Genomic DNA, 15,814 nt, shown 5'->3' on the forward strand with positions numbered 1-15,814 from the left:
CATCTGACCTGCGATTTTGCTTGGATTTCCAAGTAAATCGAGAAAGCGGGGAACATGCACTGGTCACAGCCTCGCAGGCCGCCGGAACAACGGCACGTTATCCCGGAGGGCAAGAGCACGGGAAGAGTTCGTGTGTGAGACTGGGATCGTGCGCGAAGAAGGAAAAATCACGGTATTCCTGCTCGATGACCATGAAGTCGTGCGTCGGGGTGTGCACGAGTTGCTCTCGGTCGAGGAGGACATCGAGGTCGTGGGCGAGGCCGGAACGGCCGCTGACGCGCTGGTCCGCATCCCCGCGACCAGGCCCGATGTCGCCGTGTTGGACGTACGACTGCCGGACGGCAGCGGCGTCGAGGTGTGCCGGGAGGTGCGGTCCCGGGACGAGGGAATCAAGTGCCTGATGCTCACCTCGTTCGCGGACGACGAGGCCCTCTTCGACGCGATCATGGCCGGCGCGTCCGGCTACGTCCTCAAGGCCATCCGTGGCAATGAATTGCTATCCGCGGTGCGCGACGTCGCCGCCGGGAAGTCCCTGCTCGACCCGGTCGCCACGGCCCGCGTCCTGGAACGGCTACGGGACGGGAACACCCCGAAGGGCGACGAGCGACTGGCCGCCCTCACGGAACAGGAACGCCGCATTCTCGACCTCATCGGCGAGGGCCTGACCAACCGCGCGATCGGCGAGCGACTGCACCTCGCCGAAAAGACGATCAAGAATTACGTTTCCAGCCTGCTCTCCAAACTCGGCATGGAACGCCGCTCCCAGGCCGCCGCCTACGTGGCCCGCCTCCAGGCCGAGCGCCACTGACGATTCGGCCGGCGTTTTCCACCGACGATTTCCCCGGCGACCCGAGCGATTCGACTTTCCCGGCGGGCCCGCGTGGCTGCGCGGCGGCCACCCTCCCGGTGATGCGGGCGATGCGCGCGGGGCGGGTGAGCGATACGGGCGATGCGCGCGAGACCGGGCGCGCGATGCGGGCGATGCGCGCGAGACCGGGTGAGCGATACGGGCGACGCGCGCGAGACCGGGCCCGCGATGCGGGCGCTTCCCGTGGGACGGGGGCCGGGGCGGGCGGCTGGGTGAGTACCTGGATGGCAGGGGCGTACGGCGGGGCGGCGCGCGCCCTCGTACGCCACCGCACCGCGCTGGTTGCCCCGGGCGCGGGTGCGCGCCCCAATCGGGACCAACGTCCCGGGCCGTCGGGGCGGGTGCCCCTATATGGGGCGGGTGCGGGCGGGCAGGGTGGTGCCATGCCCACCGACACGCCCACGGCCGACGACCGCGCTATCGCACTGCTCAGCAAGGCCCGCTACGGCCGGGTCTCCGTGAGCATGCGGGCGCTGCCCTTCGTGACGGTCGCCCGGCACATCGTGGTGGACGGCCACGCGCTGCTGCGCCTGCACCGCGGCTTCGGCTACCACAGCGCCTGCGACGGCAGCGTCGTCGCCTACGGCGCGGACAACGCCGACAGCGCCCACGCCGAGGCCGCGGCCGACGGCTCCGAGAGCGGCGCGGTCGACGTCTGGTCGGTGCAGTTCGTCGGCACCGCCCGGCTGTTCACGCCCAGCGACGCGGAGCTGGCCCTGTTCGGCGAGGCGCCGAGCACGGCCGACGGCGTCCCGTACGACCCGGTGTACCTGCGCGTCGAGCCCCAGTTCGTCACCGTGCACCAACTGAGCGGTGTCCCTGCGCGTCGGAGCGCGCACGCTGTGTGATCTACCATCTGGCGGGTGCCGCGCTCACCCGTTACCGCCGTCGCCGCCCGCGGGCTTGCCCCCGACGACAGTGCCGCGACCCTGGGCCCGGGCACCCTCGCCGCCCTCCTCGGGCGCTACACGGCCCTCGGAGAGCCGCTCTCCTGCCGGCCGCTGACCGAGGGGTTGCTCAACCGCGGCTACCGCCTCACCACCACCCGCGGCCGGTACTTCCTCAAGCACCACCTCGACGGTGACCAGGCGGCCATCGCCCGCCAGCACCGCGCCACGCTGCGACTGGCCGGGCTCGGAGTGCCCGTCGCGCCGCCGGTGGCCGCCGCCGACGGCAGCACCGTCACTGTCGTCGGCGGGCGCTGCTACGCCCTGCACCCCTGGATCGACGGCACCCACCGCGACGGCGGCGACCTCACCGGCCCGCAGAGCCGTCGGCTCGGCAGACTGCTCGGCGTCGTCCACGTCTGCCTCGACCGCGTCATGCGCGCCGAGCCCACCCCGCACCCGGCCACCCCCGCGCCCGAGCCCCCGGCCCCGCCCGCGCCCGTCCCGGCCCGCGCCCCGGAGCGCGCGCCGTCGTGGGCCGCGCCACCGCCGAGCCGCCCCGAGCCCTCCGCCCCGCGGCTGCTGCCCGGGCCCCGCTCGGCGTCCCTGTCGCCGGCACCGCCGCCGTGCGACCCGGCGCACGCCGCGCACGTGTCGCCCGGGCCCGCGCCGTCGCCCGCGCCGTGGATGGGGGCGCCGCCCGGCTCGCCGGTCGCGGCCGATCCCGCCGAGACCTTCGCCCTCATCGACGACCTGCTCGCGCTGGCCCGCCGCCGGCGCCCGCGCGACGCGTTCGACGAGCTGGCCGAGCACCGCCTCATCGAGCGCCGCGCGCTCATCGAACGCCACGCCCACCGCCGCCCGACTCCCGCCACGACGCCCGCGTCGGGCTGGGTGCACGGCGACTTCCACCCGCTCAACCTGCTCTACCGAGGCACCGAACCGGCGGCGATCGTCGACTGGGACCGGCTCGGCGTCCAGCCGCGCGCCGAGGAGGCGGTACGGGCCGCCGCGATCTTCTTCGTCCGCCCCGGCGGCACCCTCGCGCTGGCCAAGGTCCGCCCGTACGCCCGCGGCTACCGCGCCGCGACCGGCGCGAGCCCGCAGGAGCTGGCCGCCGCCGTGCACCGGGTGTGGTGGGAGCGGCTGAACGACTTCTGGATACTCCGCTGGCGCTACCAGCGCGGCGACCACCGGGCCGACCCGCAGTTCCCCGCCGTGGCCGCCCTGGCCGTCTGGTGGACGAGCCGCTACGAGGCGGTACGCGCGGCCTTCTGCGAGTGAGCCACGCCCACGGCCGGGCGGGAGCGCCCGCATGGCCAGCCCGGCCCAGGCCAGGCCAGCTCAGGCCAGCTCAGGCCAGGTCCGGCCCGGTCAGGTCAGGTCAGGTCGCCGTGGCCGTACGAGCGGGCCCGCACGCGGCGGCGCGGCCCGTACGCCCCCAGTCGGGGGGGTACGGGCCGCGCCGCTGTGCCGTCGTGTGCCGGGCCGGGTGGACCGGGTGGGCCAGGTGTGCCGGGGGTGGGTCGGCTACTGCTCGCCGCCCTCGTTGCCGCCCGGGCCGCCGGCGTCACCGCCGTTGCCCGCGTTGCCGCCGCCCGGGTCGCCGGTCGGTTGGTTGCCGCCGGTCACGGGGTCGGTCGTCGGGTCCGTCGTCGGGTTCGGGTCGTCCGTGGTCGCCGGGTCGGTCGGCTCCGTCGCACCGTCGGTGGGATCGGTCGTCGGGTCGGTCGTCGGCTCCGTCGTCTGGCCCTGGCTGGGCGGCGGTGTCGTCTGGCCCTGGGACGGCGGCGGGGTCCAGCCGCCGGTCCCGCCCGTCGTACCGTCGTCGCCGGTCTCGGTCGGCTGCGACGACGGTTCCGTGGGCTCCTTCGTCGGCTCCTTGGTCTCCTTCTCGGAGGCCGACGGCGATACCGTCTTGGTCGGCGTCTTGCCGCCCTCGCCGTCGCCGCCCGCCTTCAGCGCGAGGACGACGCCCACCACGATGGCGATCAGCGCCAGCGCCGCGAACAGCCACATCTTGCCGCGCCCGCCGCCGCCGCGCGGGCCGCCGTCGAACCCGCCGTCGTCGTCCCGGCCGGGCCCGATGAACACCGGCTGCTGGGAGGTGTCGCCGCCGCCGGGGTGCGGCATGGCGGAGGCGCCCGGCAACCCCATGGCGGGGGTGCTGGCACCGAGGTGGGCGACGGGGCCGGTGTTCCAGGTGCCGGTGTAGCCGCCCTCCTCGTGCAGCATCTGGAGCGCGTACTGCACCAGGCCGCGCATCTCCTCGGCGCTCTGGAACCGGTCGTCCGGGTCCTTGGCCAGCGAGCGCATGACCAGCCCGTCCAGCTCCGGCGGCACCCCGTCGGAGACCTCGGACGGCGGGATCGGGGCGTCCTGCACGTGCTGGTAGACCACCGAGAGCGGGGTCTCGCCGGTGAACGGCGGGCGCAGCGCGAGCAGCTCGTACAGCAGGCAGCCGGTCGCGTACAGGTCGGAGCGGTGGTCGACGGCCTTGCCGAGCGCCTGCTCGGGGGAGAGGTACTGCGGGGTGCCCATGACCATGCCGGTCTGCGTCATGGTGCTGGCGGCGCCGTGCAGGGCGCGGGCGATGCCGAAGTCCATGACCTTGACGGCGCCGCTGTGGGTGATGATGACGTTGGCCGGCTTGATGTCGCGGTGCACGATGCCGTGCTGGTGGCTGTACGCGAGCGCTTCGAGGACGCCGGAGACGATGATCAGCGCCTGGTCCGGCGGCGGGGCCTCCGCGTTGAGCAGCAGGTCGCGGATGGTGTGGCCCTCGACCAGCTCCATCACGATGTAGGGGACCACGTGCTGCCGGCCGCCGGCCCCCACCAGGTCCTCGCCCGAGTCGTAGACCGCGACCACCGCGTGGTGGTTCAGGCCCGCCACGGACTGCGCCTCACGCGTGAAGCGCGCCTTGGAGACCGGGTCCTCGGCGAGGTCGGCGCGCAGCAGCTTGATGGCCACCGTGCGCCCGAGGCGCACGTCCTCGGCGCCGAACACCTCGGCCATGCCGCCGCGGCCGAGCTTGTGCGTCAGCCGGTACCGTCCATCGCCGATCAGCCCGCCGTTGCCCCAAAACTCCGGCGAATCGGACATTCCAATTCCGGTGGCGTCAGAATCGGAGGGCCCCTCAGCGCCCTGGGTCTGTGCCATCAGTCCTCGCCGTCGTTTCTATCCACTCACACGGGCTAGGGTTCCCCAGGCCAGCGGCTGGGGTCGTACTTCGCTAAGGCACGCTACAGGCTCCGGGCGGCCCACCGGTTCGTGATGGACCGGCCATCAAACCTGTTTCGGGCGGAGCCTGGCAAATCACGTGACGGCTTCTTGCGCATCCGGTCACGGAACGGGCACGCGGCTTGACGTGTCGGCCCCCTGGGGCAGACTTGGCCGAGATAGAGGGATCAACGGGCGTGTGAAATGCCCAATGGCCAGGGCAGTGCGCCAAGGGGGAAGTACACGATGAGCCAGCACGGCGCACAGGGCCGCTACCAGGGCCACTCCATCGCCGGCGGGCGCTACCAGCTCCAAGACCTCCTGGGCGAGGGCGGAATGGCTTCCGTGCACCTCGCGTACGACACGGCCCTGGACCGCCAGGTGGCCATCAAAACCCTGCACACCGAACTCGGCCGAGAGCAGTCGTTCCGCGAACGTTTCCGTCGCGAGGCCCAAGCCGTCGCCAAGCTGTCACACACCAACATCGTCTCGGTCTTCGACACCGGCGAGGACGAGTTCGACGGTGGCCTGATGCCGTACATCGTCATGGAGTACGTCGAGGGCCAGCCGCTGCGCTCGGTGCTCGACGCGGACGTGCGGCAGTACGGCGCGATGCCCGCCGACAAGGCGTTGAAGATCACAGCGGACGTGCTCGCGGCGCTCGAGGTCAGCCACGAGATGGGCCTGGTGCACCGCGACATCAAGCCAGGCAACGTGATGATGACCAAGCGCAATGTGGTCAAGGTCATGGACTTCGGCATCGCCCGCGCCATGCAGTCGGGCGTCACCTCGATGACCCAGACCGGCATGGTCGTCGGCACCCCGCAGTACCTCTCCCCCGAGCAGGCGCTCGGCCGTGGCGTGGACGCCCGCTCCGACCTGTACTCGGTCGGCATCATGCTCTTCGAGCTGGCCACCGGGCGGCTGCCGTTCGACGCGGACTCGCCGCTGGCCATCGCGTACGCGCACGTGCAGGAGGAGCCGGTCGCCCCCTCGACCGTCAACCGCTCGCTGACGCCGGCCATGGACGCGCTCGTGGCCCGCGCGCTGAAGAAGAACCCGAACGAGCGCTTCCCCACCGCCGAGGCGATGCGCGACGAGTGCGCGCGCATCCTCGGCAGCGGCCAGTCCGGCGCCGCCCCCGCGGTGATCACCGGCGGCGGCCCGCAGCGCAGCGGCGCCGGCGTCGGCTCGGCGGTCTTCCCGCCCGTCGACCAGCAGGCGGCGCAGGCCCCCGCCCAACACAGCGTGCAGACCCCGTACCAGCCGCCCCAGCAGGCCGGTTACCAGAGCGGCGGCTTCGGCCCGTCCACGCCGCCGCCCGGCCCGTACGCGCCGCAGCAGGCCGGCTACCCGAGCCCGACCCCGTCTCCGTACCAGGCCGGCGGCCCCAGCACCCCGCCCCCGTACGCCACCACGCCGGGCCACGCGGCCGGTGGCGGCGGGCAGGGCGGTGACGGCGGGAGCAAGAAGGTCATCATCAGCTCGGCCGTGGTGGCGGCGGTCGCGGTCATCGCCGTGATCGTCGCCTTCGCGCTCAAGGGCGGCGGCGGTGACGACGGCGGCAAGGAGGAGCAGGCCAAGCCGACCCAGGAGACCACGACGGCGGCCGGCTTCAAGGAAGGCGACAAGACCAAGACCATCGACCCGGAGAAGTGCACCGAGGCGTACGACGCCCCGGACAAGCCGGGCTCGTTCATCATGCCGGAGTTCCAGTACCTCTACATCGACTCGGTGAAGAACTGCCTCAAGAAGGCGGGCTGGAAGTACGAGGTCGTCCCGATGAACGAGAACACCTGGGGCAAGGGCACCGTCATGGAGTACACCTTCGACAAGCGCGAGCCCTTCGACCCGGACGAGGACAAGGTCGAGCTGACGGTCTCGACGGGCAACCCGGAGTAGGTCCGCAGCAGACCCGGAGCAGACCCCGAGCAGCCAGCGCCGAACGCCCGGCACGACGGCCCCCCGACCCGAGCGGTCGCGGGGGCCGCTGTCGTCGCGGGGCACTGGCGTCGCGCGTCGATGGCGTCGGGGCCGATGGCGGCGCGCGGGACCATGGCGTCGTGCGGGTCGATGGCGTCGGGGGCGGGGTTGTGCGAGCGGGTCCCGGTGGCCGGGTGGCGCACGCGCGGGGCGCGTGGCGTACGTCGGTACGCCACGCGCCCTGGGGTGTGTGGGGTGGGGGGTGAGGGACGAAAGGGCAGAGGGGGCAGAGGGGTTTAGGGGCTTAGAGGTAGGGGCCGGAGCGGGCCCCGCCAGGGGGCTGCTGGCCCTCTTCCTCGTCCCCGCCGCCCATGCCCGGCGGCAGCGCCCTGCGCATCTGCTCCAACTGCGCGCGGGCCGCCATCTGCTGGGCGAACAGCGCGGTCTGGATGCCGTGGAAGAGGCCCTCCAGCCAGCCGACCAACTGTGCCTGCGCGATGCGCAGTTCCGCCTCGGTGGGGACCGTCTCGTCCGTGAAGGGCAGGGAGATCCGTTCCAGCTCCTCGATCAGCTCCGGCGCGAGACCGTCCTCAAGCTCCTTGACGGAGCTGGAGTGGATCTCCTTCAGCCGAACCCGGCTCGCCTCGTCCAGAGGCGCCGCCCTGACCTCCTCCAGAAGCTGCTTGATCATGCTGCCGATGCGCATGACCTTCGCCGGCTGCTCGACCATGTCCGTCACGGGCATCTCGCGCGCGTCGTCGCCGCCGCCTTCTTGGGAGCCGGCACTGCCGAGAGCCATCCCGTCCGGACCGACGACCAGGACGTGCGGGCTCTCCTGCGACCGTTCGTTCATCGGCTGGTTCATGACTCCCATTGTTCCGTACGTCACGCCGAACGGCCGGTGCGGGGGCGGGCTCCGGCCACCGGCCGCTCAGCGCCGGCGCAGGCGGAGGCCGAAGTACGCGAGGCCGAGGCCGGTGAGCGCCATGCCCGTACCGAGCGGCAGGACGCGCATGACCCGGTAGCCCGGTTCGGCGGCGCTCTCCCCGCCCGTGGCGCCGTCGGGCGCCGTCCCCGATCCGGCCCCGGCCGGCCGTCCCCCGCCGCCCGTGCCGTCCGCCTCGCCCGACGGCAGCAGCGGCACCGGAGGGTGGCCGGGCAGGTGCCAGCCGTAGCCGTTCGGGGGGCGCCCCGCCTCCGCGTGGTCGCGCGACCCACCCCAGGGCGGCCGGCCCTCGGGCGCGGCCGGCCCGAGGGACGCGTCGCCCGGAGCCGGGGACGCGGAACCGGGCGGCGCCGTCGACGCCGCGTCCCGGCCGGTGGACGGTGCGGCGGAGGCGTCGGGGGACGGGTGGCCGTCGGAGGGCGCGGCGGAGGCGTCGCCGTCACCCGCGTCGCTGTCGTCCGCGTCGCTGTCGTTCGCGTCCGCGTCGTCCGCGTCGCCGTCTGGGTCGTTCGGGTCGTTCGGGTCGTTCGGGTCGTTCGGGTCGCCGGGGTCGCGGCCGTCCCCGTGGCCCTCCCCGTGCTCCTCGTCGTGGCCGGTGCCGTGGTCAGTGCCCTGGTCGGGGTCGGGACGGGGACCGGTATCGGGGTCGGTCTGGTCGGCCGGGTCGCGGCCCTGCTCGCGGTCGGGGTCCGGGCGGGCGGCGTCGCCGTGTTCGGAGGGGGCCGGGCGCTCGTGGCCGGGCGGGCGGCCGGGGCCGGTGGGGTCGCCCGGTTGTACGGAGGGGGCCGAGCCGTTCTCCAGGCCGTTGAGCGGGACCACGCGGCCGGGGTGGGTGCGCCCCTCGCCCGGGCCGTTGCCCGCGAGCCGGCCGCCGGACGGCTCGGGTGGCCCCGAGGGCAGCGCGTGCCCGGACGACACGGGCCCCGACACCGCGATGACCAGTGCGCACACCCCGCCCAGCAACCACCCGCCCCGCCGGACAACACCGGCGGGGCGGGGTGCGGTCGGGGGGCGGAGCGCCTCCGTGCGGGGGCGTCCGCCGCTCGCGGGGCCGGAGCCGGGGGCGGCGGTGGCGGCCGGGGGACGGACGCTGGTGGTCGCGCGCGGGGAGCGGGTGCTGGTGGTGGCGCGCGGGGGGCTGACTGGCCGGGGAACGTCTTCGCGTCGTGAACGGTGCCGGTGCGCTGAGACCACGTCCGCGTCCCTTCGGTCCCGTCATCCATCGACTGACGGTCCCAGCGTCACACGGGGCGATATGTCCGGCATCTTGGGTTACGGAGCGGCGTGACGAGGCCGTGTGACGGGACGGCCGGGAGCCCAGGGCCCGGAGGCCCGGGGACCCCGGGCGTCACGGCGTCACGGCGTCACGGTGTCACGGCGTCACGGCGTCACGGCGTCAGCAGGACCTTGCCGACGTGGGCGCTGCCCTCGATCACGCGGTGGGCCTCGGCGGCCTGGTGCATGGGCAGCGTCCGGTCCACCACGGCCCGTACCCGGCCGCTCTCGATCAGCGGCCACACGTGTTCCCGTACCGCCGCGACGATCGACGCCTTCTCGGCCAGCGGGCGCCCGCGCAGCGACGTCGCGGTCACCGCGCCCCGCTTGCCGAGCAGCGTGCTGAGGTTCAGCTCGCCCTTCACGCCGCCCTGGAGGCCGATGATCGCGAGCCGACCGTTGATGGCGAGCGCTCGTACGTTCGCGTCCAGGTACTTCGCGCCGACGATGTCGAGGATGACGTCCGCGCCCGCGCCGCCCGTCGCGGCGCGCAGCTCGGTGACGAAGTCCTGTTCCCGGTAGTTGATCAGCACGTCGGCGCCCAGCTCCGCGCACGCGGCCAACTTCTGCTCGCTACCGGCCGTGACGGCGACCGTGGCGCCCACCGCCTTCGCGAGCTGGATGGCCATCGTGCCGATGCCGCTGGAGCCGCCGTGCACCAGCAGCGTCTCGCCGGGGCGGAGGTGAGAAATCATGAACACGTTGGACCAAACGGTGGATACCACCTCCGGCAGGGCCGCCGCCGTGACGACGTCCATCCCGGCCGGCACGGGCAGCACCTGTCCGCTCGGTACCGCGACCTTCTCCGCGTACCCGCCGCCGCTCAGCAGCGCGCACACCTCGTCGCCGACCGCCCAGCCGCCGCCTCCGCCGGGGCCGACGGCGACGACGCGGCCGGAGCACTCCAGCCCCGGGTACGGCGACGCGCCGGGCGGCGGTTCGTAGAAGCCCTGCCGTTGCAGCACGTCGGCGCGGTTGACGGCGCTGGCCGCCACCTCGACGAGTACCTCTCCCTCGGCGGGCTCGGGATCGGGAACCTCGGCCCAGACGAGGGCCTCGGGTCCGCCTGGCTCTGGGACGGTGATCGCACGCATGCACGCGAGGCTACCCGCGCCGGCCACTCCCACTCGGGCCACGCCACGGGCGAATGTGGACGGCGGGACGGCCGTGGCGTGGCCGTGGATGGCCGTGGCGTGGCCATGGCATGGCCGTGGGCGGCCGTGGATGGCCGTGGGCTCTCCGTACGTCGGGCGGTACGCCGGGCAGTACGCCCGGCAGGGGCGCGGGCTGGCGGGCTCACCAGCCCGCGCGGGCCGACGGGCTCGCGGTGGCGGCTCGGGCCGCCACCGCCGACGGCCGTGGCGCACGGCCGAGTCTGGCTCACCGCCGGGCCCGGCTCACCGCAGGTCCGGGCTCGCTGGCCGCCCGGGTCAGCTCACTGGCTGGCCGGGGTCGCTCGCTCCCTGTCCTGGCCGGTTCGCCGGCCGCCCGGGACGGGCGGTCACTCGGCCGCGGGGCGGGCGCGTACGACGACGATCAGCCGGTCGGTGGCCTGCAACGGGCTCGCCTCCGGGTCGTCGTAACCGAGCAGTCGGTGGCCGCGCAGCACCGTCACCACCAGGTCGTCCGTCTCCCGTACCTGCTTGCCGACCTCCGACTTGACCACCGGGCGCTCGATCAGATCGAGGCCGCTGCCCTGCTGGATGAGGTCCTCCATCACGGCGCCCGCGCTCGGGCTGTGCACGGACAGGCCGAGCAACCGGCCGGCCGCGCTGGCGCTGGTGATCACCGCGTCCGCGCCGGACTGCTTCAGCAGCGGCGCGTTCTCCTCCTCGCGGACGGCGGCCACGATGGTGGCGTTCTTGTTCAACTGCCGCGCCGTGAGCGTGACCAGCACCGCCGTGTCGTCGCGCTGGGTGGCGATCACGAACTGGCTGGCCCGCTGCCCCTCCGCCCGCAGCAACACGTCGCTGCGGGTCGCGTCGCCGACGACGCCGGCGAACCCCTCGGCGTTGGCCGTCTCGATCACCTTGTGGTTCGGGTCCACCACCACGACCTGGTCCTTCCGCAGCCCCGTCGCACACAGCGTCTGCACGGCAGAGCGCCCCTTGGTGCCGAAACCGACGACGATGGTGTGGTCGCGCAAGGCGCTCCTCCAACGGTTGAGACGGAACTGCTCGCGGGTGCGCTCGGTGAGCACCTCCAGCGTGGTACCGACCAGGATGATCAGGAACAGCACGCGCAGCGGCGTGATCAGCAGCACGTTTGTGAGCCTGGCGCCGTCGCTGTGCGGAACGATGTCGCCGTACCCGGTGGTCGACAACGTGACGGTCGAGTAGTAGACGGAGTCGAGGAAGTCGACGGTACCGTCGGCGTTGTCGTGGTACCCCTCGCGGTCCAGGTAGACCAGCAACACCGTGGTGACCATCACGAAGAGCGCGATCAGCAACCGCCGCCCCACCTGCCGCAGTGGCCCCGCGGGAAAGCGCGGCAACTGCACGTGGTGAGAGACGGGTTCTTGGTTACGCGCTGCCGTGTCCTGCGAGGGCAGCTTCACTCGGTTCCTCCGGGCGGCCTGGCTTCGGGTCTGTCCCGCTCACGTTCCGGGGCGACGTCGTCGGTACGGGCGGTGTGCGGGTGGGTGGTGTGGGGGTGCGTGGTGTGCGGGTGCGCGGTATTGGTGCGGGCGTTGTCGGTGTGGGCGGTATGGGGGTGGGTGTTGTCGGTACGGGCGGTGTCGGTACGGGCCCTGGGTGGGGAACCTTCCGGCTGCTCGCGGACTGCCCCCTGCAGAGACGAGTCGGGCAGGGCGTGAGGTTGCTCGGCGACGGGTTCGGACGTGCGCGCGTGTGGGGTGGGGGCGCCGGTGGCCGGGGTGCCGGGCGTGCGCGCGTCGGAGGTCGGGGTGCCGGGGGCGGGGAGCGTGGCGGTTCCGGGGGCCGAGTCGGAGCCGGCGGGTGGCCCGGAACGGGGGCCGGCATCGGGGTCCGGGGCGCGTTCGGGCAGGTGGTGGTGGGTGCCGGGCCAGTGGCCGACGCCGCCGGCGCCCGCCCACGGCAGGCCCAACACCTCGACCTCGTCGCCCCGCGCCACGCCCCCGGGCGGGATGACGGCCAACCCGTCCGCGACGGAGATGCCGCGCAACATCGCCGGCCCGCTGAAGTGCAGCGGCACCGCGCCCCCGGACCGGCGACGCACCGGCACGAGGCGGGTGTCCCGGGGATGCCAGGGCACCTCGTCGGCCAGCGGCATCCACGTCGACGGTCCACCCGACCCGCCGGCCTCCCCCGACCGCCCGGCGGCCGGCCGCCGCTCGGCGGTTCCACCGGGCTCACCACGACCCCGGCGCGGGGAGTGCTGGTTGTGCGGGGAGCGCGGGGAGCGCGGGGAGCGCTGGTTGTCGTACGTTCCGTCCGCTCGCCCCCGCCCGGCGGCCGGCCCGGCATCGGGTCGCGGCCGGGCGGCGAGCGTACGGAGCAACGGCTCGGCGAACGTCATCAGCCCGGACACGGCGGCCAGCGGGTTGCCCGGCAGCCCCACCAGGTGCCGACGCCCGTCCAACCGGGCGAGCAGCATGGGATGGCCGGGGCGTACGGCGACGCCGTCCACCAGCAGGTGGGCCCCGAGCTGCCGCAACACGGGGTGGACGTGGTCCACCGGGCCGCCCGCCGTACCGCCCGTGGTGATCACCAGGTCGGCGGGGGACCGTTCGATGGCGCTGCGCAACGCCGCCGCGTCGTCCCCCAGCCAACGGGTGGCCACCACGTCCGCGCCGAGCGCCTGGAGCCACGGCCCGAGCATCGGGCCCAGCGCGTCACGGATGAGCCCGTCGTGCGGCAGCCCCGAGCGCAACAACTCGTCGCCCAGCACCAACACCTCGGCCCGTGGCCTGCGTACCGTCACCAACTCGTCGTACCCGGCCGCCGCCGCGAGCCCCAACACGGCAGGCGTCACCAGCGTCCCGGCCGGCAACAACTGGTCGCCCCTGCCGCACTCCTGTCCCCTCGGCCGGATGTCCTGCCCAGGCTGGACGGGATGCCCGGGCAAGGCGTGGACCCAGCCGGCCTGGTGCTGGTCCCCGGACGGGGCGTGGACCTGGTGCTGGGTGTGGGCCTGGTTTCGGGCTTGGGCCTGGCTGTGGGCGTGGTCGTGGTCCGGCGCCGGGGCGGCGGGTCCCCGGGGTGGCGCGGACGGTTGGTACGTCGCGGGGTCGGCATGGTGACCGTCGCGCGTACGCGGGTGTTCGGGCCCGCCCGTACGCGGATGCTCGGGCTCGCCCGTACGCGGGTGTTCGGGCCCGCCCGTAGCGGCGGCCGGGTCGGTGGTGCCAGTGGACTCGGGGCCCGCACCGGGGGCCGGCTGGTCAGCGTGATGACCGCACGAGGAAGCGGACCGCGACGAAGCCTCCCGCGCGCTCGGGTCCACCGTGCGCCCGTCCCACTCCGTGCCGTGCTCGCTGCGCAGTACGGCGGTGGCCCCGGGCGGGGTCCTGGCGCCGGTGGCGATGCGTACCGCCTGTCCGTCCTCCAACGGCTCCGGCCGCGCGTGCCCCGCCAACACCCCACGGCCACGCGCCGGCAACCGCCAGGGCCCGGGACCCGCGAGCGCCCAGCCGTCCATGGCCGAGGTGTCGAAGGGCGGCAGGTCGGTCAGCGCGGTCAACGGCTCCGCCAACACGCGTCCCAGCGCCTCACCCAACGGCGTCGACGCCGCGGGCAGCGGCACACTCACCGCACGCACCGCTGCCGTACGAGCCTCCGACCAACTCACGCTCTCCCTATGCCTCCGGGCGTTGGCCGCACCCGCGCGAACGCCTCCTGCCGCGGCATGCCCCGCGTCCGCGACACGGCCCGCGCCGTCGCCGGCGGGCCCGGCACCCGCGCCATCGTCGACGGGTCCGGTGCCCGCCGAGGTGCCGGCCTCCCGCGTACGGCTGCCGCCCACCGCCCAGTTGCCGACCCGCGCGGGGCCGACACTCTCGGCCGAGCCGGCCACCTGTGTCGGGCCACCGGACGGGGGCGCGTTACCGGCCGGGGACGTGCCGGGCGGGGGTGGGTCGTCGGTCAGGCTCGGGCTGTCGGCCGAGGTCCGGGCGTCGGCCAGGCTCGGGGTACCAGCCGAAGTCGGGCCGGGGGCCGAGGTGGGGCCGGGCGCCGGGGCCGGGCCGGGGGCTGGGGCCGGACTGTCGGTCGAGGTGGGGTCGGCGGTCGGGCTGAGGTGGGTGGTCGAGCTGGGGTTGGCGGTCGGGGTGGAGTCGGCGGTCGGACTGGGATTGGCGTCGGCCTCGGCGGGAGCGACTTCGCTGGTCGGCCCGGTTCGGGGGGCGGGCGCGCGCGGCGAGCTGGACGGGCTGGCGGCGGGCTGGTCCGTACGGCCGCCTCGGTCCGACGCCGGGCACGGTTCGGCCGCCTGCTCCGGACCGGGGACGGTTCCGGGGTCGTGGTCATGGCCGAGGTCGGGGCCAGCGCCGGAGCCAGGGGCTGGATCGGGGCCAGGGCCGGAGGCGGGGTCGGGGTCGGCGTCGGTCACGCCGTTCGGCCGTCGCGAGTCGGCGTACGGCTCGGCGCTCCGCCGCTCCCTCGGCCGTACGGCGCGGCCCGAGGCCGCCACGGCGAGCGCCTCGTCCGTCGCGCGGTCCAGCGCCGCTTCGGCGCTCTCGTCGCCCGCCGAGCCCGCCCGTTGTCGACCGCTCATTCCGCTGACCGCTCCGCGTCCCCGGTGATGCCGGGGCCCTCGGGACCGCCTCCACCCGGGACCACTGGCCCCGGCGCCTCGCCATTCGCCGCGTCGGGTACGCCCGGCGGCGACTCGGCGCCCTCCCGCGCCCAGCGCGCCGCGAGCGCGACCGCCTTACGGGTTGCCTCCGCCACCGCCTCCGGGCCCGCGTCGGCGGCGCGCCCGGCCGCGTAGCCCACGAGGAAGGTGGTCAGTGGCGCGGCGGGACGTGCCACGCCGTGTGCCGCGTCCCTGGCCAGGTCGAGCAGGGCCGCCGCGTCGACGTCGAGGTCGATACCGAGTTCCGCTTTGACTGTGTCGATCCATTCATCCAGCACACGGCCATGCTCCCTGATCCGCGCCCGGGCGACGCCCACCGCGTCCCAGGTGTCGCAGTCGAACGCGGCAGCCGCTTGCTGGCACACCCCGCGCAGTCGAAGCTCACCGGTCAACAGCCGGAGCGGCAACCCGGACAGGCGGCCGTGTTCGGCGTACAGCAGGCCCAGCTCGCGGCGCAACGCCTCGGCCCGGTAGGCGGCGGCGAGCGGCTGCCCCCGGCCCTGCCCGTCGATGAGCTGCGCCCCCTCGTGGTCGGGCGGGATGGCGACCAGGTCCCGCACCGTCCCGGCCGTCATGAACGGCAGGTCCGCCGAGAGCACGAGCACCGTTCCCGCCGTCGTCTCCCGTACCCCGGCCGCGAGCCCCGCCACCGGTCCACCACCCGGCGGATCCTCGCGCACCCAGTGGACCGGTCGCACCGTCGGCCGGCGCGGGCCCACCACGACCGTGCGATGCGCGTCCCGACACGCGCCGAGCACTCTGTCGAGCAGCGAACGCCCCCCGACCTGGAGGGATGGCTTGTCCGCTCCCCCGAGCCGCCGCGCCGCACCGCCGGCCAGCACCACGGCGTCGTACGTCACCCGTCCACCCGTTCACCCGTCATGCCCCGAGTATGGCCGCCCCCGCCCCCACACCCCA

At 74.5% G+C, this 15,814-nt stretch carries 10 protein-coding genes and 1 pseudogene; 4 read left to right on the forward strand and 7 right to left on the reverse strand.

Going from position 1 to position 15,814, the window contains the following annotated elements:
- Positions 1-148 precede the first annotated feature (148 nt).
- The 3 genes from AC3CHW_RS15990 to AC3CHW_RS16000 all read left to right on the forward strand — a co-directional run bounded on the left by AC3CHW_RS15990 (position 149) and on the right by AC3CHW_RS16000 (position 3,039).
- Complete coding sequence (locus AC3CHW_RS15990) at positions 149-808, forward strand: response regulator (protein WP_176162974.1); 660 nt, start codon at positions 149-151, stop codon at positions 806-808.
- Between the two features lie 443 nt (positions 809-1,251).
- Positions 1,252-1,716, forward strand: coding sequence for a pyridoxamine 5'-phosphate oxidase family protein (locus AC3CHW_RS15995; protein WP_488470899.1), 465 nt, complete (start codon positions 1,252-1,254; stop codon positions 1,714-1,716).
- An 81-nt stretch (positions 1,717-1,797) separates the two neighbouring features.
- Positions 1,798-3,039: a phosphotransferase gene (locus AC3CHW_RS16000; RefSeq protein ID WP_488471070.1), complete on the forward strand. Its 1,242-nt coding sequence runs from the start codon at positions 1,798-1,800 to the stop codon at positions 3,037-3,039.
- Between the two features lie 246 nt (positions 3,040-3,285).
- Here AC3CHW_RS16000 and AC3CHW_RS16005 read toward each other — a convergent pair whose 3' ends face one another.
- A complete protein-coding gene (locus AC3CHW_RS16005) occupies positions 3,286-4,917 on the reverse strand; it encodes a protein kinase domain-containing protein (protein WP_488470900.1) in 1,632 nt (543 codons plus the stop codon).
- Positions 4,918-5,223: 306 nt separating this feature from the next.
- On the opposite strand from AC3CHW_RS16005, the gene AC3CHW_RS16010 reads away from it, so the two are divergent.
- Positions 5,224-6,879: a Stk1 family PASTA domain-containing Ser/Thr kinase gene (locus AC3CHW_RS16010; protein WP_488470901.1), complete on the forward strand. Its 1,656-nt coding sequence runs from the start codon at positions 5,224-5,226 to the stop codon at positions 6,877-6,879.
- A gap of 325 nt (positions 6,880-7,204) precedes the next feature.
- Here AC3CHW_RS16010 and AC3CHW_RS16015 read toward each other — a convergent pair whose 3' ends face one another.
- The 6 genes and pseudogenes from AC3CHW_RS16015 to AC3CHW_RS16040 form a co-directional block, all read right to left on the reverse strand.
- Positions 7,205-7,765 (reverse strand): bacterial proteasome activator family protein, encoded by a 561-nt coding sequence (locus AC3CHW_RS16015; protein ID WP_488470902.1) that lies wholly within the window; start codon positions 7,763-7,765, stop codon positions 7,205-7,207.
- 66 nt (positions 7,766-7,831) lie between these two features.
- Entirely contained in the window at positions 7,832-8,764 is a 933-nt protein-coding gene (locus AC3CHW_RS16020; protein WP_488470903.1) for a hypothetical protein, read from the reverse strand.
- A 470-nt stretch (positions 8,765-9,234) separates the two neighbouring features.
- Complete coding sequence (locus AC3CHW_RS16025; protein WP_459248439.1) at positions 9,235-10,215, reverse strand: NAD(P)H-quinone oxidoreductase; 981 nt, start codon at positions 10,213-10,215, stop codon at positions 9,235-9,237.
- Between the two features lie 407 nt (positions 10,216-10,622).
- Positions 10,623-11,678 (reverse strand): potassium channel family protein, encoded by a 1,056-nt coding sequence (locus tag AC3CHW_RS16030; RefSeq protein ID WP_359320491.1) that lies wholly within the window; start codon positions 11,676-11,678, stop codon positions 10,623-10,625.
- Between the two features lie 479 nt (positions 11,679-12,157).
- Positions 12,158-14,815 (reverse strand): annotated as a pseudogene (locus AC3CHW_RS16035) (molybdopterin molybdotransferase MoeA); the annotation flags it as partial.
- Positions 14,812-15,756: an NTP transferase domain-containing protein gene (locus AC3CHW_RS16040; protein WP_488470904.1), complete on the reverse strand. Its 945-nt coding sequence runs from the start codon at positions 15,754-15,756 to the stop codon at positions 14,812-14,814. The pseudogene AC3CHW_RS16035 and the gene AC3CHW_RS16040, both read right to left, overlap by 4 nt.
- Between the last annotated feature and the right edge of the window lie 58 nt (positions 15,757-15,814).

It is taken from the genome of Streptomyces sp. MGP-BFMKR1 (assembly GCF_057766585.1).

What these genes read in the sequence shown, in the direction of transcription:
- AC3CHW_RS16025 (WP_459248439.1), bottom strand. Translation starts at nt 10,215, where the DNA reads ATGCGTGCGATCACCGTCCCAGAGCCAGGCGGACCCGAGGCCCTCGTC.
- AC3CHW_RS16005 (WP_488470900.1), bottom strand. Translation starts at nt 4,917, where the DNA reads ATGGCACAGACCCAGGGCGCTGAGGGGCCCTCCGATTCTGACGCCACC.
- AC3CHW_RS15995 (WP_488470899.1), top strand. Translation starts at nt 1,252, where the DNA reads ATGCCCACCGACACGCCCACGGCCGACGACCGCGCTATCGCACTGCTC.
- AC3CHW_RS16015 (WP_488470902.1), bottom strand. Translation starts at nt 7,765, where the DNA reads ATGAACCAGCCGATGAACGAACGGTCGCAGGAGAGCCCGCACGTCCTG.
- AC3CHW_RS16010 (WP_488470901.1), top strand. Translation starts at nt 5,224, where the DNA reads ATGAGCCAGCACGGCGCACAGGGCCGCTACCAGGGCCACTCCATCGCC.